22 protein-coding genes and 1 riboswitch are annotated in these 22,854 nt (G+C 51.1%); of the genes, 1 reads left to right on the top strand and 21 read right to left on the bottom strand.

From position 1 onward, the window contains the following. Positions 1 to 15: 15 nt before the first annotated feature. The 19 genes from ACFQZE_RS20390 to ACFQZE_RS20300 form a co-directional block, all read right to left on the bottom strand. Positions 16 to 894 carry a hypothetical protein gene (locus ACFQZE_RS20390; protein ID WP_379360480.1) on the bottom strand — a complete coding sequence of 293 codons (879 nt, stop codon included), beginning with the start codon at positions 892 to 894 and terminating at the stop codon, positions 16 to 18. Next, on the bottom strand, positions 884 to 1,996 hold the full coding sequence (locus ACFQZE_RS20385; protein ID WP_379360478.1) for a hypothetical protein: 1,113 nt from the start codon (positions 1,994 to 1,996) through the stop codon (positions 884 to 886). Before ACFQZE_RS20385 ends, ACFQZE_RS20390 begins: the two co-directional genes overlap by 11 nt. A 3-nt stretch (positions 1,997 to 1,999) precedes the next feature. Further along, positions 2,000 to 2,554, bottom strand: a complete 555-nt coding sequence (locus ACFQZE_RS20380) for a hypothetical protein (protein WP_379360476.1) — start codon at positions 2,552 to 2,554, stop codon at positions 2,000 to 2,002. Between the two features lie 254 nt (positions 2,555 to 2,808). Next, the gene (locus tag ACFQZE_RS20375) at positions 2,809 to 3,177 is read right to left on the bottom strand and encodes an MmcQ/YjbR family DNA-binding protein (protein WP_379360474.1); all 369 of its coding nucleotides are present in this window, start codon (positions 3,175 to 3,177) and stop codon (positions 2,809 to 2,811) included. Positions 3,178 to 3,300: 123 nt separating this feature from the next. Further along, the gene (locus ACFQZE_RS20370; RefSeq protein WP_379360472.1) at positions 3,301 to 3,759 is read right to left on the bottom strand and encodes a DinB family protein; all 459 of its coding nucleotides are present in this window, start codon (positions 3,757 to 3,759) and stop codon (positions 3,301 to 3,303) included. 27 nt (positions 3,760 to 3,786) lie between these two features. Beyond that, positions 3,787 to 4,293: a HugZ family pyridoxamine 5'-phosphate oxidase gene (locus tag ACFQZE_RS20365; RefSeq protein WP_379360470.1), complete on the bottom strand. Its 507-nt coding sequence runs from the start codon at positions 4,291 to 4,293 to the stop codon at positions 3,787 to 3,789. Further along, positions 4,238 to 5,089, bottom strand: a complete 852-nt coding sequence (locus ACFQZE_RS20360) for an ABC transporter ATP-binding protein (protein WP_379360468.1) — start codon at positions 5,087 to 5,089, stop codon at positions 4,238 to 4,240. The genes ACFQZE_RS20365 and ACFQZE_RS20360 overlap by 56 nt, the downstream gene beginning before the upstream one ends. A 1-nt stretch (position 5,090) precedes the next feature. Then, the gene (locus tag ACFQZE_RS20355) at positions 5,091 to 6,113 is read right to left on the bottom strand and encodes a FecCD family ABC transporter permease (RefSeq protein ID WP_379360466.1); all 1,023 of its coding nucleotides are present in this window, start codon (positions 6,111 to 6,113) and stop codon (positions 5,091 to 5,093) included. After that, on the bottom strand, positions 6,113 to 7,111 hold the full coding sequence (locus ACFQZE_RS20350) for a helical backbone metal receptor (RefSeq protein ID WP_379360464.1): 999 nt from the start codon (positions 7,109 to 7,111) through the stop codon (positions 6,113 to 6,115). The genes ACFQZE_RS20355 and ACFQZE_RS20350 overlap by 1 nt, the downstream gene beginning before the upstream one ends. Positions 7,112 to 7,255: 144 nt before the next feature. Then, complete coding sequence (locus tag ACFQZE_RS20345) at positions 7,256 to 7,999, bottom strand: Bax inhibitor-1/YccA family protein (RefSeq protein ID WP_379360462.1); 744 nt, start codon at positions 7,997 to 7,999, stop codon at positions 7,256 to 7,258. A gap of 177 nt (positions 8,000 to 8,176) precedes the next feature. Further along, positions 8,177 to 9,700 (bottom strand): MDR family MFS transporter, encoded by a 1,524-nt coding sequence (locus tag ACFQZE_RS20340; RefSeq protein WP_379360460.1) that lies wholly within the window; start codon positions 9,698 to 9,700, stop codon positions 8,177 to 8,179. A gap of 177 nt (positions 9,701 to 9,877) precedes the next feature. Next, positions 9,878 to 11,176, bottom strand: coding sequence for a nucleobase:cation symporter-2 family protein (locus tag ACFQZE_RS20335; RefSeq protein WP_379360458.1), 1,299 nt, complete (start codon positions 11,174 to 11,176; stop codon positions 9,878 to 9,880). Positions 11,177 to 11,180: 4 nt separating this feature from the next. Then, positions 11,181 to 11,792: a xanthine phosphoribosyltransferase gene (locus ACFQZE_RS20330; RefSeq protein ID WP_379360456.1), complete on the bottom strand. Its 612-nt coding sequence runs from the start codon at positions 11,790 to 11,792 to the stop codon at positions 11,181 to 11,183. 237 nt (positions 11,793 to 12,029) lie between these two features. Then, positions 12,030 to 12,132, bottom strand: a riboswitch (purine riboswitch). Positions 12,133 to 12,229: 97 nt separating this feature from the next. Beyond that, positions 12,230 to 13,096, bottom strand: a complete 867-nt coding sequence (locus tag ACFQZE_RS20325) for a carbohydrate ABC transporter permease (protein ID WP_379360454.1) — start codon at positions 13,094 to 13,096, stop codon at positions 12,230 to 12,232. Between the two features lie 39 nt (positions 13,097 to 13,135). Beyond that, positions 13,136 to 14,008, bottom strand: a complete 873-nt coding sequence (locus ACFQZE_RS20320; protein ID WP_379360452.1) for a carbohydrate ABC transporter permease — start codon at positions 14,006 to 14,008, stop codon at positions 13,136 to 13,138. 77 nt (positions 14,009 to 14,085) lie between these two features. Then, complete coding sequence (locus ACFQZE_RS20315; protein WP_379360450.1) at positions 14,086 to 15,420, bottom strand: extracellular solute-binding protein; 1,335 nt, start codon at positions 15,418 to 15,420, stop codon at positions 14,086 to 14,088. Between the two features lie 97 nt (positions 15,421 to 15,517). Beyond that, complete coding sequence (locus ACFQZE_RS20310) at positions 15,518 to 17,068, bottom strand: response regulator transcription factor (protein ID WP_379360448.1); 1,551 nt, start codon at positions 17,066 to 17,068, stop codon at positions 15,518 to 15,520. A 13-nt stretch (positions 17,069 to 17,081) separates the two neighbouring features. Beyond that, the gene (locus tag ACFQZE_RS20305; RefSeq protein ID WP_379360446.1) at positions 17,082 to 18,908 is read right to left on the bottom strand and encodes a sensor histidine kinase; all 1,827 of its coding nucleotides are present in this window, start codon (positions 18,906 to 18,908) and stop codon (positions 17,082 to 17,084) included. A 209-nt stretch (positions 18,909 to 19,117) separates the two neighbouring features. Beyond that, the gene (locus tag ACFQZE_RS20300) at positions 19,118 to 19,828 is read right to left on the bottom strand and encodes an HNH endonuclease (RefSeq protein ID WP_379360444.1); all 711 of its coding nucleotides are present in this window, start codon (positions 19,826 to 19,828) and stop codon (positions 19,118 to 19,120) included. Between the two features lie 116 nt (positions 19,829 to 19,944). Between ACFQZE_RS20300 and ACFQZE_RS20295 the strand changes: the two genes are divergently transcribed. Then, the gene (locus ACFQZE_RS20295) at positions 19,945 to 20,814 is read left to right on the top strand and encodes an AraC family transcriptional regulator (protein ID WP_379360442.1); all 870 of its coding nucleotides are present in this window, start codon (positions 19,945 to 19,947) and stop codon (positions 20,812 to 20,814) included. A gap of 77 nt (positions 20,815 to 20,891) precedes the next feature. Here ACFQZE_RS20295 and aguB read toward each other — a convergent pair whose 3' ends face one another. Both aguB and ACFQZE_RS20285 read right to left on the bottom strand, forming a co-directional pair. Further along, complete coding sequence (gene aguB, locus ACFQZE_RS20290; protein ID WP_379360440.1) at positions 20,892 to 21,776, bottom strand: N-carbamoylputrescine amidase; 885 nt, start codon at positions 21,774 to 21,776, stop codon at positions 20,892 to 20,894. Positions 21,777 to 21,804: 28 nt separating this feature from the next. Next, a complete protein-coding gene (locus tag ACFQZE_RS20285) occupies positions 21,805 to 22,842 on the bottom strand; it encodes an agmatine deiminase family protein (protein ID WP_379360438.1) in 1,038 nt (345 codons plus the stop codon). Positions 22,843 to 22,854 lie beyond the last annotated feature (12 nt).

Here is a 22,854-nt window from a genome sequence, read left to right as displayed (position 1 = left end):
CCCCCCATCCGCAAGCTACCGCACCTCAACGACATACGGAACGGTAAGCACTTCACCTTTATATTGAAACTGCGTCCACAGCTTGTATCGTCCAGCCGCCGGAAATTCCGTATGAAACATCACGCTTCCGGCCGCGCTCATCCCTTCAACCGCGTGAACATGCACATAATCCTCCGCATCCTCATCCAATATGACGCAGTGGCCGCCCGCTCCCAAATAAGGCTCTAGTCCCACACTTTCTCCCGTTGCCGCATCTTCGAAGGCAACCGTCAGCATCGTCATTTGGCCTGCCCGCAATTCGTTTAAGCCCGGTACTGCCGTTAATGTAAACGCCAATCCGCCAACCGTCTTCGTATACGTTTCATCCCTCTGAAGCGCCGGTACTGTCGCCCGCCTTTCTTCACTTAGAGCGCCGCTTTCAAAAGAAACCCACTGTTTATATACCGTAACGCCCTTCCGATCGGGATTAAATTCGGCGACAAACAGGAAATCCCCTCCATGCTGAAGCTCCATCTCCACCTCGAACACGCCTTTCCCTTTATAAACGGGATGGACATGAGAAAAGGATTGCAAATCCTTGCTTACCGCAATTAAATGCATCAGCTTGGTCATATCCTCCGAAAAGTGGAGAACGGGCTCTCCCGCAGCATTCAACACACGAAGCAGCAACACCCTTCGGAACTTTTCTCCATAACGAGTCTCAGACTGCTCTTCCATAAGCACTCGATATCCCAAATCGGAAGGAACAACCATGCCTTCATTCTGCAAATATGGGATCAGACCTCTCTCGGGAGGCTGATAGTCTCTGTTGTACATTTGGGGCAAAGAACAGGCCGCCATCAGCAGGCATGCCATCCCTATCGACAGTACCACTATCCATCTGCTATTTTTCATATGCCAAATCGCTCCTGCCGGGCGGTACGGCAAGCAGGCTGACCGCTATCGATGCAAGTGCAGATTGCACAATGGAGCCGGTCCAAAGCTCAGTCTCCCAACCGATACCGACCGACTGATGCATCCATGCAAAATATAAGCTCCACAGTACAATAGGCACTGCCGCCGCTACGATCCGATAAGCCCACGCCCTTCCTTCCCATGGGCGCAACGCCCTGTACAACACATCGCCCACCGCCCCAGCCGCTAACGCAATGACGATAACCGGAAAATGGCGGAAGCCGTCCAACCAGCTGTTGAGCCCCGTAATGATGCCAAAATAGAGAGTCATCGCGCCAACCGGCAAAATCCAGCGCTTCATCAGTAGAAAGAGCGGAATCATAAACAACATCGTATTTATTAAAATATAACTTAGCCCTCGATATTCATTATTAACGGCGATTAAATGAAGGCCATATTCGTTCTGCATCCATTCAATGCTGGTCCGCGAGGGCAAATTAAAATGAAACATCCATGCATAAATGAGGAAAAAGCCCGCTGCAGCAGCGGCCAGCGCAACCGACAGAAACGGCGGGAAAAAGCTTCTCCACCCCGTTTGCATTCCGTCCTCTCTCGCAAAGGCCGATCGATAAGGACTCGACAGCAGAAGCAACGCCCCGACGAGCAGCATGAGATGGGCAGGACTGAGCAGCGCTGCCGTATCCTTTTCAATCCCAAACAGAGTATGCCATGCCATATCGAACAACCCGCCGCATAAAAAGACGCCAACTCCCCATAGCCCCATTCCATAGCCGCGAGGAACGCTGTCTATCCAAGGCAGCTTATATTTCCTGCGGTTCCAGACAACAAGCCCTGTCATCCAAGCGGCCGAGGTCAAAAATCCCCCATACAAAACGGCATGCCATGGCGTAAAAAACGTCTCCACCACTTCATGGCGGTGAGCGTATCCATCAATGAAAATACCAAGCAGCAGCCAAGCGCCAAACAGGATCGTCATATAGTCCGTTCGACTACTTTGGAGCGTACCTCCGCTTCGGTGCTCGCTGCCCCTTCCGGCCTCTGCCGATGCCTTCTTAACCGCAGCCTCAATTCGGCGCTCCATCGTCTAGTACTCCTTTACTTGAAACACAGTAGCAAACTCTACTTTTCCATCCTTCAACGAAAACTCCAATATCCTCTTATTCTCTTGATCGATATAGCCAATAATTTGAAACCCTTGCTGCTCTCTTTCCAAAAAGTTCGGACCATAGCTTTCCGCGATCGCGCCTTCCCCGTCCCCGACGCCTACCTGCCTCGCGGTGTTGCCGCCCTCCTTAAACGCGATGCCTTCCAGCTTGCCCCCTCGAAATAGATATTGGTAGCCTTTATATTCCAATACAGTCCCGCCAACGTCCGTGCTGCCTTCAAAATCCGGTTTCCCCTGCTCCGTCTTTACTTGCTCTTTCGTCATGCCCCAAGCGGATAATTCGCCTTTCTCCGAGCTTAAATCGGTACTTGTTATCCCTTTATAAGGCTCCATCCATATAGCTTCGGGCGCTTGTCCACCCGCACAGCCGCTCAGCAGCAATCCGATTGTCACCATCCATATTGCCAGTTTGCCTCTCAGCCTGTTTCTCATTTTGCTCCGTTTCCCCGTCATATTTTGCATGTCATTCAGCATCTCGTTCTCCCCTTTTCTTTAGTTGGCTCTCCTTCTGGTCGGTATGTATTGGCTGCATATCCCAAAAAAGGTTCACTCCTAGGCGAAAAAAAAGATCGCCTACAGCCATAAGGCCGGGCAATCTCAAAAACGGACAACTTTGTAAAAAATCAATCTGTTGTTTGCGCAATCTTTTTGAAACGAAGCAGACCGATTTTGAAAAAAACATAAATCGATGCGGCATCCGATTTTCGTAATTTCGTTATAGCCGGCTTTCACCACATATCGCCTTGCTGTAGCGCCGCTTTCTGCGCCTTGGTCAAACTTTTGGCTACCAAATCATAAGAATGGTCGATCATGGACTCGATTTCGGCATCCGGCACCGTTCCGTCTATCGTAACCGTGTTCCAATGCTTTTTGTTCAAATGGTAGCCGCCCTTAACCGCCGCATACTCCATACGGAGCAGCTCCGCCATATGAGGCTCGCATTTCAGCGATAGATTGGCAACCCCGTCGTTTTCTCCGATCAACGCAAACATTTTGCCGCTTACTTTCATGACAATCGGCTCCGGCCCGAACGGAAATTCTTCCTTGGCCCCTTTATGCTCCAAACAATATTTTACCCATTGTTCCTTTGTGCGCATCCGCTTTCCTTCCTCCTATCCGCTTGTCCAAAAATAAAAAAGAGCAGAATCCGGCGCAACCGGCTCCTACTCTTCTTTGTACACCATAATCCAGCGTATGGCAATTTCCACCTTTAAACTGGCTTAAGCTTTCTTCGCATTTTTTTGAATAAGCGAAATTTGTCCGGCATGAATTCCGGTATGATACATGAGACGGCTAACCGCTTCCAGCGGCGTGGAAGGGCCCATCGGCGATTCCGCAGGCTGAAGCCACTTTTCCTCCGGCAGCTCGCTCATCGCCTGAATTAAGCTAGCGTTCGATGCTTCCAACAGCTCTACAAGCTCCGCCAACTTGGTAAAGCCGGCCTCGTCCTTCTTCCCTGCGGGCCCCCGGCTCGTTACGACTTCCAACCCCTCGGGCATCGGCTTGCCGAAAAACCACTCCGCAAACATATATTCCACTTCCGCGTTATGGCGAAGCATATATCCGATGGATGCCGAACCGATTTGCAGGCTGAGATCCTCCTCCGGCAGCGCCTTTGCCATCTTGTGAAACCGCCCTTGAATCGCTTCCCACATTGGCTTAACCGTTGACCACGTCATGTTCTCCACTCCGTTTCGTTCCTTGACTTAATTTTTCCCGGCCGTATGGCCGTCCCGCGCTACATGCTGGAACCGCTCGCCCGCGAGATCGATATCGAAAGCAAGGCCAAAACCCGCTACATAACGTCCTTCGGATACCGTTAACTCGAACAGGGAAAAGTCTAGTCCGCGCAGCATGCCAATCATGTTTTTTCCGAACCGCTGCTCGAACTTTTCAAAAATGTCCTCGTAGCCTTCATTGCCTAGATTGCTCGCATTTCCTACAAAACGCGCCCGCTGACGCGCAAACAGGTTTTTGGAGTTTGCTTCGTCTTCAATCAGCATCACGTCCACTTCCGGACGCTCCTCCAAGTAGCGATAATGATTGGCAATACGGCTAATGTACACATATAGCTTGCCTTCATGCTCTACAAAAGGCGCGTTGGAAACAAACGGCTTGCCGTCCTCGCCAATCGTGCTGAGCATAACAGACTTCAAGCTAGCCGTGAACGCCAAATAGTTCTCTTTCAGAGTGTCCATATCGAGTGCTTTCAACTGAATCCCTTCTTTCTTCCTTATATTTTCTCAAAATATGAATGCGGGGCGCTCCGCTTGCGCCATCATACTGAATGTCGCTTTCAACCCCGTAGACGTTTCGGATCAGATCCGCAGTAAGAACATCCCTTGGCGTACCGCTAACGTGAATGTTTCCGTCTTTAATGACGCATACCTTGTCGCTGTAAAGACTGGCATGATTCAAGTCATGCAGCACCATCACGACAGTCAAGTTCAGCTCCCGGTTCAGCTTGCGAACCAGTTCCAGCACTTCGAGCTGATGCCCAATGTCCAAAAAAGTAGTCGGCTCGTCAAGCAGAAGCACTTTGGGACGCTGTGCCAGCGCCATAGCCAGCCAGGCTCTTTGCGCTTCTCCGCCGGAGAGCGAGACGACCAGCCGGTCCCGATAATCCGTCATATTCGTTTGCCGCAAAGCCCATTCCATAATATCCCGGTCTTCGGCCGTCAGCCGCTCATACCATTTCTTATGCGGCATCCGTCCGTAGCCGACCAGCTCCTCCACCGTCATATCGGCGGGACTGCTGTTGGACTGGCAAAGCATGCACATCAAGCGGGAAAGCTGCTTGGCACTAAGCGTGCCCAGCTCTTGATCCGCTATACAAACTTTGCCCCTTTGGCAAGGAATAAGCCGGGTCATCGCTTTTAGAACCGTCGACTTGCCCGAGCCGTTCGGCCCGATAATCGATACAACCTCTCCTTCACGAACATCCAGCGAAAAGTCGCTCACGATCGTCCGATCCGCATAACCGATTTGCAGGGACTGCACATTCAGCATATCAAGCTCCCCCCTTCCGCATCAAATACAGGAAATAAGGTCCTCCTACCATCGCCATCACAATGCCGGACGGAATTTGAAGCGGACTAAACAACGTTCGTCCAGCCGTATCCGCCACTAGCAAAATAAGAGCTCCAAGCATAATGCCAAGCGGCATGCTGTATCGGTAGTCGCTTCCGATCAGAAGTCTGGCGATATGCGGCACCACAAGGCCGACAAAGCCGACAAGGCCGACGGTCGATACGGAAATCGCCGCCAAATAGACGGCTACCAAAGAAAGGACGAAGCGCACCTGACTCAAATTTTGACCTAGATTATGCGCCGTTTGTTCGCCCAGCCTTAAAATATTCGCTTTCCTTACGCATAACAACGCGGCAATCCATCCCACGACGGAGTACGGCAAAATGACAAGCACGTCTTCCATGCCTTTCCCGTTCAAGCTGCCGTTCATCCATTGAAGGGCAGCCGGAAGCCGGTCGCTGTAAAGAATGGACAGCAAGCCGATAATGCCGCCAAATACGGCATTGATCGCTACCCCCGATAAAATGATTCGGATCGGTGTAAACCCGCCGCCCTTTTTCCAAGCCATAGCGAACACCATCGCCGCTGCGAAACCTCCGCCCACTATAGCGGCCAAAGGGATGAAGGAGGAGTAGCCTGGCACGACCAGCATAATGAACAATGCGGCAACCGCCGCGCCGCTTGAAACTCCCGTTAGGCCGGGATCGGCAAGCGGGTTCATCATGACCGCTTGCAGCAGCGCGCCGGAGGCCGCCAAATTGGCGCCAATAATTAGAGCGAGCAGCACACGCGGAATTCGAATATCCCAAAGGATCGTCGTCGCCCGATCATCCCCTTGCCCGATGATGGTCATAAACGTTTCCGCCGGAAAAAAACGGACGCTGCCGATGCCGACAGCGGTCAAGGCGGCAAGCGCGAGCAGCAGCCCCACTATAATGGCGATTACTACTTTGCGCTTGCTCTTCTCCTTTTTCCCCGCGATTGAATCAATCGCCCCGCTCATTATTCATACAGGATGCCGGAAAGCTCTTTGTAAGCGGAAGCCGCTTTCGGCAGGGATGCGATTCCGAACAGTCCGTAATCCAGCGCTTGCAGCTTGCCGTTTTTGAATGCGTTCAGCTTATCCCAAGCTCCGCCCGCCTTCACGTCTTCTTCAAACTTTTTCGCGACCGCAGCAGGATCGCCATGGGCTACAAGCAAAATAATGTCCGGATTAGCTTCAACAATGCTTTCCATATCAAGCGGAATGTACGTATCTTTCAGCTTCAGCACATCGGATACCACATTGACGCCACCCAAGTTTTTCACCAGGCTGCCAACATACGTATTTTCATTCATAAACATCAAGGACTCAGCCGAACCGAACAAAATGAGCACTTTAGGCGCAGTTTTGCCCTCCACAGAGGCAACGGCCGCTTTTTCCTCGGCGTTGAACTTTTCAATGTAGGAGTTAGCTTCCGTTTCTTTTTTAAACAAACGGCCAAGAGTAACCAAAGACAACTTCAGCTCATCCAAGGAATCCGCAGGCAAATAGGCCGTCGGCAGCTTTGCAGCTTCAAATTGTTTCTCCAAGTTATCCTTAATGGACGCCGGTCCAACGATGACATCCGGCTGCAAGCCTGCAATTGCCTCCAAATCAGGCTGATGCGAAGAGCCTACGCGAGGAACGGCATCGAATGCCGCAGGAAGCGCACTGCTGGAAGTCGGCACGCCGACAGGCGCAACGCCCAGCACATCAAACAATTCTGTAATCGCTACGGACATCGTAACGGCTTTGGAAGGCGACTGGTTCTCGAACTCTTTCAGCAGCTCCGCCACTTTCGTTTCATCCACGGAGCTTTGTGCCGGTTTCTCTGTTTCTTTTGGCTGCTCTTGTACAGCTTCCTCGGACGGCTTCACGCTTGGCTCGGATGCCGCGTTTCCACCTGTATTGCTTCCGCATGCTGCGGTAATTGCAAGAATAAGTGCGATAATGCCCAGTTTAAGACTAGTTGCTTTCATGTTGTTTGACCTCCTGGAATAGTTGATAACGATTATCATTATATAGATATTGATTATTATTATCAACAGAGAAATTTATTCCATTTTTCTCGGACAAAAAAAGAAGCGCGGGAATTCCCACGCCTCTTCGTTCGCTTATTTTGATTAATCGCGGCTTGCCAGCTTCGAAAGCAGGCGAAGCATCTCGATGTACAGCCATACCAAAGTGACCATAAGGCCAAATGCGCCGTACCACTCCATATATTTCGGTGCGCCATGCTCTGCGCCGGATTCAATGAAATCGAAATCAAGTACAAGGTTAAGCGCTGCAACCACAACAATCACAAGCGAAATACCGATGCCGATCAAATTGTTGTCGTGCAGATATGGAACCGTAATGCCAAAAAATCCAAGAACAAAGCTTGCCAGATACATGAGAGCGATACCCGCAGTAGCCGCGAACACGCCTAATCTAAAGTTTTTTGTCGCTTGAATGATTCTAAAGCGATAAGCGACCAACAGTGCGATAAATACGCACATCGTCAGCAAAGCCGCTTGCATCGTAATGCCGTTGTACAACGATTCATATCTGGCCGACAAGGCGCCCAGGAACAATCCTTCGCATGCCGCATAAAGCGGTACCAGGAAAGGGGAAGTTTTAGGAACAAAGCTAATAATGAGCGCAAGAATCAGTCCGGCAATGGCTCCGCCGATCATATAGCCCATTATGTTCGCATCGCCTTTCATGTACATCGACCAACTAACGAATGCTCCGCCAAGCAGGATCGCCAGCATAATAAACGATTTGTTTACCGTGCCGTTAATAGTCATTCTATCGCCTGAGGATAACTGACCGTAATTCTGGAAAGTGTTGTCTTTCAAAGTTGGATTACCGCTGCGTCCAAACACGCAAAAATCACCTCTTCTAATAGATTGTCCTAATAGTATCATATTCCTAACGATTATACATCAGTATAATGAAATAGTTGGTATTTTATGAAGAATATCTCGATTTTTCAAGCAAAAAAACTGCAAGACACGGAATGAACCATGTCATGCAGTCTCTTACCGCTAACGTTCAAAAAATTAATGGCCGTACGCTTCCATTTCCGCCTTCGGATCATGCTTCTCACGGCCCATGAAACAAGCGGCTCCGACGGCCAGCACTGCCGGGATAAGTCCCCATAGAAACACATCTGTGATCGACGACGAGACGCCTTTCAGCAAGCCCGACAACACACCGTCCGGAATAGAAGAGCGTACCGTTGAATCCATCAACACATAAGGGTCTTTCAAATCAAGCCCTTGCGGAATCGACCCCTCTCCGCCTTGGAACGATTCCTCCAGCTTGCGAGTCATCGAGCTGCTTTGCAAAATGCCGAAAACGGTAATGCCAAGCATCATTCCAAAAGATCGGAGGAAGTTCAATGTAGAGGTGGCCGCTCCGCGCTGCGCAGGAGACACGCATTGAATTGCCGCATTGGACAGCACGGAAAACGATGCGCCGATTCCAAGCCCAACAATAATCATATACATCGTAATGAGGAACCGGGAAGTATCCATCGAAATCGTCGTCAGCAGTCCGAGACCGGCTACAAGCAACACCAAAGTGGAAATCATGATGGTGCGGTACGTTAGCTTAGCCATCGCAAAACCGCCAAGCGTAGCCGTAATGACCGTTCCCACCATCATGGGCAGCAGCATGAGACCGGAGTTGGTCGCGGAACCGCCCAATACGCCTTGAATGAAGATCGGCAGATAGACGGAAGCTCCGATAAACGCCGCTCCGCTGAGGATCGCAATAACTGTGCTCGACGCGAACAGCCTCACTTTAAACATGTCGAACGAGATGATCGGCTCCGCCGCTTTTTTCTCTGCAGCGACAAACAAACAGCCTAACACAACAAAACCTGCCAGCAAGCTTACCAATTGCCAAGAATCCCACGCAAACAGCTTGCCGCCAAACTCCAAAGCAAACATGAGACAAACAACCGAACCGACCAACGTAACTGCGCCCAGCCAGTCAATTTTTTGTTTGGACAGGATAAGCGACTCATTGTAGCCTTTGAAAACAAGCGTCAATGAAAGAATGCCTAGCGGCAGGTTGATATAGAAGATCCACTGCCAGCTTATATAGTCTGTAATAAATGCACCGAGCAAAGGGCCGAATACACTGGATAAGCCGAATACCGCTCCAAACAGTCCCATCAGCTTGCCTCGGTTTTCAGGAGACACAGCGTCGAAAATAATCGTAAACGTAATCGGAACGAGAGCGCCCGCGCCGATACCCTGAATTGCACGGTAAATGCTTAGCTCCACGATACTGCCCGCCATACCGCACAACACCGATCCGATCATAAACAATATAATTCCGAATACAAAAAACCGCTTCCGTCCATACATATCAGACAGCTTGCCGAAAATCGGCATACCCGCCATCTCAGCCACCATATAAGCTGCCGTGACCCATACAAAATGGTTTAGCCCTCCAAGCTCGCCAACAATTGTACCCATCGCTGTAGCGACGATTGTGTTGTCCATGGAAGCCATCAGAATAGCAAGCAGCAGGCCTGCAATGACCAAGCCCGATTTGCTTTTTGCTCCGTTCATTTCAATCTTCCTCTCATTCGTTTTTACTGGATTGATCACAGTGTAGCCCACCAACTCTGACAACTGTGTGTCAGTGTTAATCCAGCATTTTTTTCGAATGTGAAAAAAGTTGAAATGTCGTGTACTGCAATGACGCAACTTGGCCTGGGCAATCGCTTAGAAAGCTACTCCTGAACGTTACGCGGCGTGGTTATGGCCCGGTGAGACGTCTGCCCCGCTCCCCTTCTCCGAGAGGAGCAGGTTCAGCAGAATAGCTGTAAGCGAGCCGGTGACAATGCCGTTTTGCAGCATCATTTTCGCAAAATCGGGAAGCTGGTCGAACAATTGCGGCACTGTAGCGGAGCCAAGGCCAACCGCGATGCTGCAAGCGGCGATAAGCAAATTGCGTTCTTTCCGCAAATCGACTTCGGCCAAAATATTGATGCCCGACACGGCGACGGAGCCGAACATAACAATCATCGCTCCGCCAAGCACAGCGCTTGGAATGACCGTCGTCACAGCGGCGAGCTTGGGCAGAAGCCCTAGCACAACCATGATGCCGCCAGCGGCAAAGATAACGTCGCGCGACTTCACCTTCGTCAAAGTGAGCAAGCCGACATTTTGCGAAAATGCCGTATAAGGAAAGGCGTTGAAAATGCCGCCGAGCGTAATGGCGACGCCTTCGGAACGGAGTCCGTTCACGATCTGCCGCTGCTCCACCTTCTGGTCCGTCGCTTTGCCGACTGCAAAATAAACGCCCGTCGACTCCACCATGCTGACGATGTTGACGAGAATCATCGTAATGACGGCTGTCAGACTAATTTGCGGCGTTCCAAAATAAAACGGCTCCGCTATGCTGAAATAAGACGCTTTGGCCACTCCGGAAAAATCGACGATTCCCATAAAGTAACCCGCAATCGTACCTGCAATAAGGCCGATTAGAACCGAAATGGCACGCAGAAATCCTTTGGCCAAACGATTGACGAGCAAAATGACGATCAGCGTGCCAAATGCCAGCAGCAGGTTGCGCGGAGCGCCGAAATCGGGCATCCCCTGTCCGCCCGCCGCATTGTTCATGGCTACGGGGATGAGCGAAAGACCGATAATGGTTACGACGGAGCCCGTCACGATGGTCGGGAAGAAACGCAATATTTTGCCGTACAGCGGGGCCGCTACTATAACAAACAACCCCGATATAATAATAGCGCCGTAAACGGTAGCCAAATTGGAAGAGAGACCGATCGCAATAATAGGACCTACCGCAGTAAAGGTACAGCCAAGCACGACAGGCAGTCTGCTGCCGAAATATTTGCCGCCCCATACTTGAAGAATAGTAGCAATGCCGCAGGTGAACAGATCGGCCGCGATTAAATACGCCATTTGCGTCTCATTCAGCTTCAGCGCCGCTCCTACGATCAGCGGAACGATAACGGCACCCGCGTACATAGCCAGCACATGCTGAAAGCCGAGCGTGATTACTCTTTGTTTGCTTAACATGCTTTTATGACCTCTCCTTCGCAAGCTCGCCAGCCCGACGATCTTCTTCCGCAAAATGGACTTCTCCCGGCTTCATAGAAATAATCCGCGCCAAGGAATGAATGCGCACGTCCTTTTCCTCCAGCAGCCCTCTTCCCTCTTGGAAGCTCTTTTCGATGACGGCCCCTACGCCGACAAGCCTTGCCCCGGACGCACGGACGATGTCGACCAATCCAACGAGCGCGGCTCCCGTCGCCAAAAAGTCGTCCACGATCAACACGTTGTCCTGCGGACTCAAATAACGCTGATCGACGCTGATCTGGTAAGTCTCCCCGCGCGTAAAGGAATGAACCTCAGCGGTATAGACGCTGTCCGACTGAGTGATCGCCTTTTTCTTCTTTGCATAGACAAAAGGAACGCCAAGCGCGATCCCCGCCGCCATCGCAAACTGAATGCCGCTTGCCTCTATCGTAAGCACCTTTGTAATGTTCTCATCGGCGAAAGCTCCCGCAAATTCCCGTCCCGTTGCAAGCGCCAGCTCCGTATCCACCTGATGATTCAAAAACGAATCCACCTTCAGCACCCGATCGGACAAAATAGCTCCTTCTTGCCGAATGCGGTTTTTCAGCTCTTCCATCTCAGTCATCTCTCCCTGTTTTCGTCTCTATCCCTTGTCTGTTGCCAATTCCAAAACAAAAAAGACAGCCTTCTCCTTGAGTTTATTTCTCTCAAGTGAAGCCTGTCCTGTTGGAATGATATCCTTGCGGCACATGCGCGTCGAAGATCGGGTGGCCTATTTGAAGCGTAAATTAGAAGGAGCCGAAAACGGCCCTGCCAAATCGTTGCTTCAAACGCCGGAACGTTTCTAGCCGCTCCCGTCTTCGCTTTCACTCATAGTCGGATGAATTCACGGTCATCCGGTAGAAACTTATGGGCCATATCCCCAAAATTATATGAGACCTATTCTTTTGTCATGATTCGTGTACTCGTAATGGTACACACTCCGGGGAGCAGTTTCAACAGAAAATATTTGTAAACACGATAGTCAAAAAAGAAAAGACCCGGAAAAAGGGATTACCCTTTAACCGAGCCCGCAACCATACCTTTCATAATCTGCTCTTGGAAGATCAGATAGATGACAATGGTCGGAATAACGGCAATAAACATTGCACCCATCGTCAAGGCGTAGTCCGTACCGAAGCCGTCGGAGAACAGCGACAAGCTAAGCGGCAGCGTCTTCAGCGCTTGCGAGTTGATAAAGACGAGGGCGAACGAGAAGTCGTTCCAGAAACGAAGGAACGCCAGAATCGTGACCGTCGCAATGACAGGCAAGCACAATGGGAAAATAATGCGTCCGAACACTCCCCACCAGCCGTTGCCGTCGATCATTGCAGCTTCTTCCACCTCGCGAGGGATAGACTGCATGTAGGCAATGCTGAGGAAAATCGCAATCGACAGCTCAAACGCCGTATAAGGCAAAATAAGCGACCAATACGTGTCCAAAATGTTGATTTTGTTCATGAAAATAAACAACGGTACGAGCGTACTGTGAATCGGAATGAGCATTCCCAGTAGGAACAGCCCTTTAATTACGCCGCTGAACTTGAAGGAGAACCGAGACAGCGCATAAGCGGCCAGCGTGCCGAGCAGAACCGTAAGAACAACCGATGTCACCGTTACTATGGTGGAGTTGAGCATCGCTCTGCCCATATCCCCAAGCTCCCAAGCGCGGGTTATATTTTCAAGCTGCCATTGCAGCGGCCAAGCGTAGGGACGGTTGAAAAATTCCTGATTCGATTTAAATGCACTTATAAATAGCCAGTATAGCGGATAAAGCGTGCCTAACGCGTACAGGAACAACAGAGCTTTGAGGCCGAAACCAAGCGGCTTCTTCCAAAACGGCTGTTTCAAGTCTGCTTGAATTTTCGTCGATGCTTGCATAAGATTCACTCCTTCATCGGCCTTGCCTTAAAACCGTGCTCAGCTTTTTCTTTTGGTGATGATGTAGTTCAGACCTATGAGCAAGGCGCTGATCAGAATGATCATGGTCGATACGGCAGAGCCGTAACCATAACGGTAAACGGTAAAGCTGTTGTTGTACATATACGTCGCGAGAAGTTCCGTCGATTGAGCAGGACCGCCGCCCGTCATAACAATGACATGGTCGAACGCCTTAAGGCTGCCCGAGATACAAAGCACGATCGTGACAACAATCGTTTCCCACATGATAGGAAGCGTTACGAAAAACAATTTGCGGTGGCCAACGGCACCGTCGATTTTGGCCGCATCGTTCACCTCGGAGGAGATGTTTTGCAAAGCGGCGATAAAGATGATCAAGTAAGGACCGATGTTGGCCCAGTTAATCGGGATAGAGACCGCGAACATATTTACTTTCGGATCGGACAGCCAAGCGCGCGTCCAAGAATCCAAACCGACCATTTCCAGCAGCGTGTTGACCAAACCGAATTGAGGCTGGTAAATGTAGCCCCAGATCAAGCCGACAACGACAGTGGACAATACCATCGGCATAAATACGGCGGAACGGATAATCCGGTTGAACATGTTGTTTTTAAGAAGCAGCAGCGCCAGCAAAAGCGCGATTGGCACTTGGCCAATAATCGCCGAAGCAACAAGGATCAAGTTGTTTTTGAGCGCTCTCCAGAAAATAGGATCCTGCAGCATCATCTCATAGTTGTCCAAGCCGATAAATTTCAGCGAGCCCAGGCCGCTCCAATCGAAGAAACCGTAGTAAGCCGACCAAATAATCGGAACGATGGCAAAAACTACGAAAATAAGCAATGCAGGAAGCAGCGCCAGGGCGACGAAGCTTCGTGAACGCAATGATGATAGCATGGCGACAGCCCTCCTCGAATTCATAACCCGCGCCGTCTTTCGTAAACGTCAGACGGCGCGAGTGTGTGTTACGTTACTTATTTTTTAGTCGATCTAGCTTGAGCGTCCTGCAGCTTTTTCGCTACATCCTCAGGCTTGCCGCCCATCATAATTTCTTGCAAACCGTTGTTAATTGTTTCGCCAGCTTCAGCGGACAAGTAAGCGTCATATACTGGAGTGATGCCAGCGTTCATCGCTACGTTGAAAGCTTTCAGGTAAAGCGGGCTAACGTTGGAGTTAGCAAGGTCCATTTTGTACATAACCATGGAGTTGCTCTCTGCGATCGATTTTTGGCCGTCTGGACCAGCAATTGCGTAAATCAATTCAAGTGCCGCGTCTTTGGAAGCGCCGGATGTCTTCTTGCTCAGTGCGAAACCGCCGCCTGCGCCGCCGGACAATGTGCCAGCTGTACCTTTGCCGCCTTCGATCGTAGGAAGAGTTGTTACTTCGATTGGCGCCACTTGCTCAGCCGTTGCGGATGCAGCAAGGTTAGTCAGTGTCCAAGCGCCGCTGATCATCATAGCTGCGTTGCCTTGAACGAAGTATTGCTCAGCTTGAGTGTTGTCGATGCTGTTAGCGCCTTCTTGGAACGCTTTGTTGTCTACCAGCTCTTTGAATTTGCCAAGAGCGTCTACGAAAGTTTGGTCTGTGAAGGAAGCTTCGCCTTTAACAGCTTTCAAGAACCAGTCTGTGCCTGTTACGCGGTCTGCAAGCGAACCAAGGATAGTCGATTGAGCAACCCAAGGAGCTTTATTGCCAAGCGCGATTGGCGTGATGCCTTTTCCGTTGAACGCTTTAACAGCATCCATCATTTCTGTCCAAGTTGTTGGCACTTTTACGCCGTTTTTCTCAAACAGGTCTTTGTTGTAGTAAAGGAAAGATGTTGCGGACAAGCCGATTGGAGCGGAATAGATTTGGTTAGGCTCGAACGTGAAACGGTCGAATGCGCCATCCATGAAGTTGCCTTTCCAATCTGGGTATTTCTCAGCTAGAGGTGTAATCGGTTGCAACAATCCAGCGTCAAAAAATTCTTGCGACTGGCTGCCTGCGTAAACGAAGAACACGTCTGGCATTTCGTTGCCTGCTGCTACTGTGCTTAGACGCTGACGGTATCCGTCTACCGGAATCGCTTGAGCGTCAAGCTCTACATTCGGATGATCTGCTTTGTACTTGTCGATCAAACCTCTGACCGCTTTAGCGCGAAGGTCGTCGCCGGCAAAGTTATGCCAGATCGTCAATTTTACTTTTTCTTCTTTGCCGCTTTCGGCTGGCTTTTCTGCACTCGGTTTGTTATTGGTGCCGCTTCCACAAGCAGCGACAAGCAGGGAAACGAGAGTAATAAGCGTTACTACCAATGTAAGTCTCTTCTTCATTGAGTTGATCCCCTCTCGATAATATAGTTTTAGTATAGTAAAGGCACGGAGGTTGTCGTAGGGGGGATAATTCAGGTTCATGGGGGTGAAATTTCACCTAGTGGCCGCGCTCGCGGAAATAAGACGGCGTCTCGCCCGTATATCGTTTGAACAAGCGGTTGAAATGTTTGATGTCCTCGTACCCCACCCGCTTAGCGACCTCGCTCACTTTGGCCGGCGTTTCCCTAAGCAGCCTGATCGCCCACTCGATACGCGCTTCCGTAACAAACTCGATATAGTTTTTCCCTGTTTCTTTTTTAAATAACTCGCTGAAATAATTAGGGTTCATATGGACGTTTGCCGCCACTTGCGCTAGCGTCAAGCTTTGGTCCAGATGTTCCCGGATATACGCGATGGTCTGTTCGATCGCTGAATTTCGGCCTCCCGACAGCCGCTCGTATTGGCGAATAATTGCAGACAGTATCCCTTCCATTACTTCTTCAGGTTTTATAATAAGAAAGGCGGTGTCCAGTTCCTCGAGCTGTCTCAGCTTTTGCGCGGATTGGCCGACCGATGCGGCCGCACGCTCCAGCCAGCGGTAACTGGCGATCATATAAGAGTGCAAATAAGATTTCATGGAGCCGGGCGTCGCTTCCGGGTTGCTTTTGATCGCGGCCAGCGTCCTTTGCATCCAATCGTGAAGCCGCTCCGCGCTGCCGCTTCGAAGAACGGAAGTGAGCGCCTCCTCCTCCTCTTGGGAGCACACGGTTCTCATCCCTTGTCGATGCGATATGTCTTCATAGCGAATCAAGCCGGAATCTCCGGCTAGGAACCGATAAGCGGAAGCTAGTCCCGCCGTTCGGAGCGATTCTCGAAGCCCCAGCACATTGCGCGCAGGCAAGCCTGATGCGGCGAACAGCTTGGCTCCTGTCGCACGCTCCGCGCCATCGACGGCGGTACGAACCAATCTCGATGCACCTTGCTGCCCAGCGCGGAACAGAACGAGCCATCCGCCTTCCCAGTCCAAAATGGCGGAGTTCAGCCTCTCTCGCAGCATACGGCCTGTCTCTTCAAGCTCGGCTCCAGCCTCGGCAACCGACGGAAGCTGGGCCTCAGACGTAATAAGCCAAAGCTCCAGCGACTCTAAGTCGGATGCCGTCCGAAGCTCGGGGTAATAATAAAGAAGCTCTTCCGCTTCCCCTTCGCTGGCAGGCTGATCGCCGCGCAGCAACCGCTCCAGCCGCTTCGAGCGAAACGCCGTTTGATGGGCTTCGCCCTCTCTTTTGGCTGCTCGCTTCTCCATAATCCGTCCCTGCGCTCGCACCGCAGCGGCCATAATGTCGCCCGGCCGGCTCGTTTTTAGCAAATAGTCGCTAATGCCTTCCCTCATCGCTTGCTGGGCATACGCAAACTCTTCATACCCGGACAGAATGACAATTTCCGTGCCCGGAAAGTCGCGTTTTACCTCGCGCGCCATCTCCAGCCCCGTCTTGCCCGTCATTCGAATATCGGTCAAAATGATGTCCGGCTGCTCCAAGGGAATACGCATTAAAGCCTCTTCCGCAGAGGCGGCAGGCTTCAGCAGCGTAAATCCGTTCTCTTCCCACTTAATGACGGTGCTGAGCCCTTCGCGAATAATCGTTTCGTCATCTATAATAAGCAGCTTCATCAGCTTCTCCTCCTTATTCACCCCGGCCAGCGCCTTCGCTTGTCTCCTTTGGCTTCCGTTCCTGCTCTGCGTCCAAGCTATCGGGAAAAACGGAAAACTTGATTTGAGTTCCCACACCCGCCTTACTCTCCAGCAGCAGCCCCGCTTCCGGGCCATAATGAAGCAGCAGCCGGTTATGAACGTTGCGCAGCCCATAGCTTCCGCCGGACATACCAGGCGGCTTAGCCCGATCCGGCTTATCCGCCATCCGGCTCCGCAGTTCCTCCAGCTTCTCTTCGCTCATCCCGATGCCGTCATCCTCCACAACAAAGGCGATCGCCTCGCCCTCCGCTGCCGCACGCACCTTTATAGTGCCCGCGCCTTCCCGCTTCAATATGCCGTGGATCATCGCATTTTCAATCAGCGGCTGCAGCAATAGCTTAAGCATTCTCTGTTCCAGCAGCTCTCCCGGAATGTCCGCCTCGTACCGGAACTTGTCCGGATAGCGGATCGACTGAATATTGACGTAGTTGTCGATATGCAGCATCTCTTGGTTCACCGTGCAATACTCTTGACCCTTGTTGAGGCTGAACCTCAAAAAGTCGCTTAAGGAGCCGACCATATCGGCGATTTTCGCTTCGCCTTTCATAAGCGCCATCCAGTGAATAGAAGACAGCGTGTTATATAGAAAATGAGGATTGATTTGCGCTTGAAGCGCAATCATGTCCGCTTCCTTTTTGAGCGCCTCGTTTTTTTTCACCTCGTCGGTCAACTTTTCAATTCGGGAGCTCATTCGATTGTAGCTAATAATAAGCTGTCCGACCTCGTCTATCGATGTAACTTGCAAAGCGGGAAGCGGCTCTTCCGGACTGGAATGCTTAAGCAGCTTCGTCAGCGCCGTCAGCGGCCTCGTCACCCTTTGAATGAGAAACAAAACAAAAGCAATGACAAACAAAGCGGCAAGGCTGACCGCCACGGCTGTCAAAGCTAAAAAGTATTGATTTTGCGACTTGTAAACTTGCGTCGGAATAATGCCGACCAGCTTCCAATCGACGTTCGCAAGACCGTAATAAAGCACCGTTTTTCGCTCGGCGCCTTCGCCATATTCGAACCATCCCGAAGAAGCTCCCCTGAAACGGGCGATATCCGGAAAATAACTGGACAGCGCCACATTTTTTTCAAATGCGGCCGGGCCCGCCATAATTCGATTGTCGCCATCCAGCAGCAAGACGAACCCGCCGCCCTCCAGCTCCCCTTGCCTAAGATGTTCGGAGATAACGCTTTGCAGCAGGCTTATTTTTAACATGCCGATTTCATCATACTTTTTTGTGTTTCGAATGGGACGCGACATCGTGATCACTTCCCGCCGTCCGTCGAGCGACGTCGTTTGCTTGTGGACGGAAGACCACCATTTCGAATGATCGGAATAATAGTTGGGCTGAACTTCCGTTATGTCATGCCAATCGGACTCAATAACCGATTTATAAGAGATTGGAGGCTGGCCTCCCTTGGATTCCACCACTATATTGGCGATATAGGGCTTGGAAATGGACAATGTCATTAGCATGCTCGCCATTTTGGTTCCCATCAGCGCGTCCATTTGACCTGAGCGCAAATGCTCCTGCACATCGTCGTGGCCAAGAATATACAAAGAGAGCGACTCCGCGTCGCTCACCATATTTTCAAGATAAGTGCCCATAAGCGTTAAGGTGTTCATTCCGGAGCTTTTTGCTTTTTCCTCCGTCAGCCCTTCCGCAATGAAATATGAAAAAATCCCAAGCGACAGCACGGGAACAAGTACGGATACTATAATCCATAAGGACAGCTTTTTCTTAAGCGAGCCTCCTAGCCAATTGTTCATCGGTAGCTTCTTCCCCATCCCATGCTGTCGGCTTGGCCGCGCATTTCCATATTTTTATTTTATCACAGCCCCTTTGCGGCAACCAAAGGTTCGTTTGTTTTTGACTATTAGCAAAGTTCGATCAATTTGTAAGCGTTATCATATATGTTTGGGCCAATCATTGGTTTATACTAAAATAGGCCGATGCATTCGTATCCTCGACTCGCTTATTATTCCAGCGCCTTTATAAATTCATCCACATCGCGGCCCGCTTTCAACTGATTGCACTCGTAGCAGGCGCACACGCAGTTGACCGGCGTCGTATGACCGCCTTTCGCACGCGGGAGCACATGGTCGATGGTATCGCCATATTGCCCGCAAAACCGGCATGTATAGTTGTCTCTGGTCAAAATAAACTGCCGGAACTCCTTATTGCTGTACAGTCGTTTAATCGTTTGGCGGTTTACGACAACTGCCGCTCCTTCGTTTACCAAAATGGAGGCAAGTTCCGGCTCGATCTCTTGATACCAGCGCCGGCCGTTATCCGTTTTTCCGCGCATGCGAATAAAGCCTTGGGCGGTTGGCCTGAGGGAAGAGGCTTCGAGCGGCCGTTCCTTTTCTTTTGACAGGGGCTGCGCCTGAGGCGGGGGTGCCGTACCGCCTTTCCGCTTGCGGGCGCCTCGATTCCTTTTGCGGACAGTAGCGGCTCCGGCATTCGTCCGTTCCTTTATGGTTGCCGCTTCGGCAGTGCCAGCCTCGCTGCCCGAGACTTGACTGCTGCCCGTGCTCCTGCAGGCTCGGCATGTGCCTCTGCGCCCATGCTTGCCTTTGCGCCGCCCGGTTCTGCGAAGAAACTCGCCAAGCGGCTTCATGACTCCGCAAGCGGTGCATGGCTTCATCTCCGGCGAAGGCCGGTTGTCGGTAGTGGATGTTGTCGTCATGCCCCCAGTATAGCATGTAGCTCTAACAATAATAAATCGGTCAAAAGAAAGCACGGAAAGACAGGATTGGCTTTCCCGCGAATGATACGATATCTCTCGAAAGGAAGTGAATACGGGTGGATGCGCTAATCGATCTTAAACATGCATTGGACTATATGGAAACGCAAATGGAGAATCGGCTGGATATAGAGGAAGTCGCCAAGGCGGCCTGCATGTCCGCTTTCCACTTCCAGCGCCTGTTCCATGTCGTAACCGGTGTTACGGTTGCCGAATATGTGCGGAAGCGGAAGCTGACTTTAGCGGCGCAGGAGCTTGCCTCCTCAACCGCTAAAGTCGTCGATGTAGCGCTCAAATACGGCTACGACACTCCGGAGTCATTCTCCAAGGCGTTCCGGCGCATTCACGGCCTATCCCCGTCCGAGGCGCGCACGGAAGGAGCCAAGCTGAAGGCGTTCCCCCGCATATCCTTCCAGCTCATTTTGAAGGGAGACAAAGACATGGATTATCGTATTGAAAACAAAGAGGCATTTACGTTGGTAGGCAAATCGATTAATACGACGACTCAAAATGGGGAAAACCACAACCAGATTACCCAATTTTGGCAGGATGTATTGTCTGACGGGACGTTTTCGGACCTGCTGACCATTGCTCAAGAAGAGAAGTCCTTTGGAGCTTGCTACAACTTAAACCAAGCAACGGGACAATTTTCTTATTTGATCGGGGTTAACAGTTCCCTCGACGCGGCTAAAGAAAACAACTACCAGGTCCGAGAAATCCCGGCTGCCACTTGGGCGGTATTTACGTCCGTCGGACCGCTCCCTCACACCATTCAGCAGACGTTTACACGCGTCTTTCAAGAATGGTTCCCGGCTACCGGCTATGAGCATGCGGGCGGTTCTGAATTGGAAGTTTATTATCCCGGCGACACAAGTGTAGACGATTACCGCTGCGAAATTTGGATTCCCATTTTGAAAAAACAAGCTTAACCGGGCACCCCGTCCGGCAAATGAAACAGCCTCCTTCGCGCGGACGATACCGCTCATAAGGAGGCTGTTTGTTTTAGTTATTTCAATTTTAGTTCTCCGTCGTAGGTAGCGATTACGCCATACAGATCGGGGCGACGGTCGCGGAAAATGCCCCATTCGATGCGCTGCGTTTCAAGCTGGCCCAGATCAAACTCAGCGACAAGAACCGTCTCTTCCGTGCGGTCGGCTTCAGCGATTTTGTTCCCTTGCGGCCCCGCGATAAAGGAGGAACCGTAGAACGTAATGCTGGATTCTTCGTCCGTTTCGAGGCCAACACGGTTGGAGGCGACAACGGGAACGAGGTTGGATGCGGCATGGCCAAGCATGCACATTTGCCAATGGTCTTTGGAATCGATAGAACCGTCTTGCGGCTCGGTACCGATTGCGGTCGGGTAGAACAAAATTTCCGCCCCCATCAGCGCCATGCAGCGCGCCGCTTCAGGGTACCATTGATCCCAACAAATGCCGACACCGATTTTGCCATAGCGTGTATTCCAAACTTTAAAGCCGGTATCCCCCGGGTTGAAATAAAACTTTTCCTCGTAGCCCGGTCCGTCGGGAATATGGCTCTTGCGGTACTTGCCCAACACTTCCCCGTCCGCATCGATAATAGCGATAGAGTTGTAGCGCGCATTGTTCTTTTTCTCATAAAAGCTGATTGGAAGAACCACTTGCAGCTCCTTCGCCACTTTGCGGAAATGGTTGATTGCCGCGTTTTCTTCCAGCTCAGTAGCGTAGACGTAATAATCCGCCTTCTCCTTCTGGCAGAAGTATGGAGTTTCAAACAGCTCCTGCAGCAAAATAATTTGCGCGCCTTGGCTCGCCGCTTCGCGTACAAGCTTGTCCGCTTTGCTAATATTATCGTCACGGTCCGTAGAGCAGCTCATTTGTGTCGCTGCCACTTTTACGATTCGTTTGGTCATTTTATACATACCTCCTATGCCCTCGGTCTTAAGATGTGCGTCCTGCCGGCATTTGCTGTGTCGTACAATGCACGTTGCCGCCTTCGGCAATAATGGCCATGCCGTTTACTTTGCGAATTTTACGGTCCGGGAACGCCTCCGCCAAAATATTTTCGGCCTGACGGTCCGTTTCTGCCGCAGCTCCGCCGAACACAGGCAAAATAATGCCGTCGTTGACAAAATAAAAATTCAAATAGCTCAGCGTTAAGCGCTGACCATCATATTCAGCCATTGGAGGCTGCGGAATTTCGATAATTTCAAGCTTCCGTCCCTTGGCGTCTACCGCATCCCGAAGAATTTTACGATTCTCTTGCGTAATGGCGTAGTTTTCATCAGACGGGTCGTCGCATACTTGAAGAATGACTTTGCCCGGCGCCGCGAAACAAGCAATGTTGTCCACATGGCCGTCCGTCTCGTCGCCGCTCAGACCGCGTTTCAGCCAAATGATGGATTCGACGTTCACGAAACGTTTGACTTGCTCTTCAATCTCCTCGCGTGAAAGCTCCGGATTGCGGTTACCGTTCAGCAAGCACTCTTCCGTTGTAAGCAGAGTTCCTTCTCCATCCGAATGAATGGAGCCGCCCTCCATCACAAGAGGAGCGTCGAACTGACGAACGCCAACATGCTTCAGCACCTGCGGAGCTACCGCGTCGTCCAAATCCCAAGGCGAATATTTGCCGCCCCATGCGTTGAAGCCCCAGTTCACGCCCGCGAGCTCGCCTTCTTCGCTAAGCAGGAAGGTTGGCCCGTTGTCTCTCAGCCATGCGTCATTGTGCTCGATTTCCAGCAGCTCAACGCCCGCGTTGCCGGCAAAACGTGCCGCGACCCGCTTCGCATCATCCGGATTAACGACGACGGTGATCGGCTCAAATTCGGAAATTGCGGTTATAATATCGGCATATCCAGCCGTTACTTCTTCATAATTGTCCGGGTGCACCATTGAGTCCAGCACAGGCCAGGAAATAAAAGTTCTCTCATGCTTGGCCCACTCGGCGGGCATTGTATAATTCAGTTCTCTAGGATTCATCGTGTCCTCCAT

This window comes from Paenibacillus sp. GCM10027627, assembly GCF_042675505.1.
In the GTDB taxonomy this organism is placed as follows: domain Bacteria; phylum Bacillota; class Bacilli; order Paenibacillales; family Paenibacillaceae; genus Pristimantibacillus.
The sequence above is the reverse complement of the archived record's forward strand: the minus strand, read 5'-3'. Positions and strand labels throughout refer to the sequence as shown.

Coding starts and splice junctions, on each gene's coding strand:
- ACFQZE_RS20390 (WP_379360480.1), bottom strand. CDS start 894: ATGAAAAATAGCAGATGGATAGTGGTACTGTCGATAGGGATGGCATGC.
- ACFQZE_RS20385 (WP_379360478.1), bottom strand. CDS start 1,996: ATGGAGCGCCGAATTGAGGCTGCGGTTAAGAAGGCATCGGCAGAGGCC.
- ACFQZE_RS20380 (WP_379360476.1), bottom strand. CDS start 2,554: ATGCTGAATGACATGCAAAATATGACGGGGAAACGGAGCAAAATGAGA.
- ACFQZE_RS20375 (WP_379360474.1), bottom strand. CDS start 3,177: ATGCGCACAAAGGAACAATGGGTAAAATATTGTTTGGAGCATAAAGGG.
- ACFQZE_RS20370 (WP_379360472.1), bottom strand. CDS start 3,759: ATGACGTGGTCAACGGTTAAGCCAATGTGGGAAGCGATTCAAGGGCGG.
- ACFQZE_RS20360 (WP_379360468.1), bottom strand. CDS start 5,089: ATGCTGAATGTGCAGTCCCTGCAAATCGGTTATGCGGATCGGACGATC.
- ACFQZE_RS20355 (WP_379360466.1), bottom strand. CDS start 6,113: ATGAGCGGGGCGATTGATTCAATCGCGGGGAAAAAGGAGAAGAGCAAG.
- ACFQZE_RS20350 (WP_379360464.1), bottom strand. CDS start 7,111: ATGAAAGCAACTAGTCTTAAACTGGGCATTATCGCACTTATTCTTGCA.
- ACFQZE_RS20340 (WP_379360460.1), bottom strand. CDS start 9,700: ATGAACGGAGCAAAAAGCAAATCGGGCTTGGTCATTGCAGGCCTGCTG.
- ACFQZE_RS20335 (WP_379360458.1), bottom strand. CDS start 11,176: ATGTTAAGCAAACAAAGAGTAATCACGCTCGGCTTTCAGCATGTGCTG.
- ACFQZE_RS20330 (WP_379360456.1), bottom strand. CDS start 11,792: ATGGAAGAGCTGAAAAACCGCATTCGGCAAGAAGGAGCTATTTTGTCC.
- ACFQZE_RS20325 (WP_379360454.1), bottom strand. CDS start 13,096: ATGCAAGCATCGACGAAAATTCAAGCAGACTTGAAACAGCCGTTTTGG.
- ACFQZE_RS20320 (WP_379360452.1), bottom strand. CDS start 14,008: ATGCTATCATCATTGCGTTCACGAAGCTTCGTCGCCCTGGCGCTGCTT.
- ACFQZE_RS20315 (WP_379360450.1), bottom strand. CDS start 15,420: ATGAAGAAGAGACTTACATTGGTAGTAACGCTTATTACTCTCGTTTCC.
- ACFQZE_RS20310 (WP_379360448.1), bottom strand. CDS start 17,068: ATGAAGCTGCTTATTATAGATGACGAAACGATTATTCGCGAAGGGCTC.
- ACFQZE_RS20305 (WP_379360446.1), bottom strand. CDS start 18,908: ATGAACAATTGGCTAGGAGGCTCGCTTAAGAAAAAGCTGTCCTTATGG.
- ACFQZE_RS20300 (WP_379360444.1), bottom strand. CDS start 19,828: ATGACGACAACATCCACTACCGACAACCGGCCTTCGCCGGAGATGAAG.
- aguB (WP_379360440.1), bottom strand. CDS start 21,776: ATGACCAAACGAATCGTAAAAGTGGCAGCGACACAAATGAGCTGCTCT.
- ACFQZE_RS20285 (WP_379360438.1), bottom strand. CDS start 22,842: ATGAATCCTAGAGAACTGAATTATACAATGCCCGCCGAGTGGGCCAAG.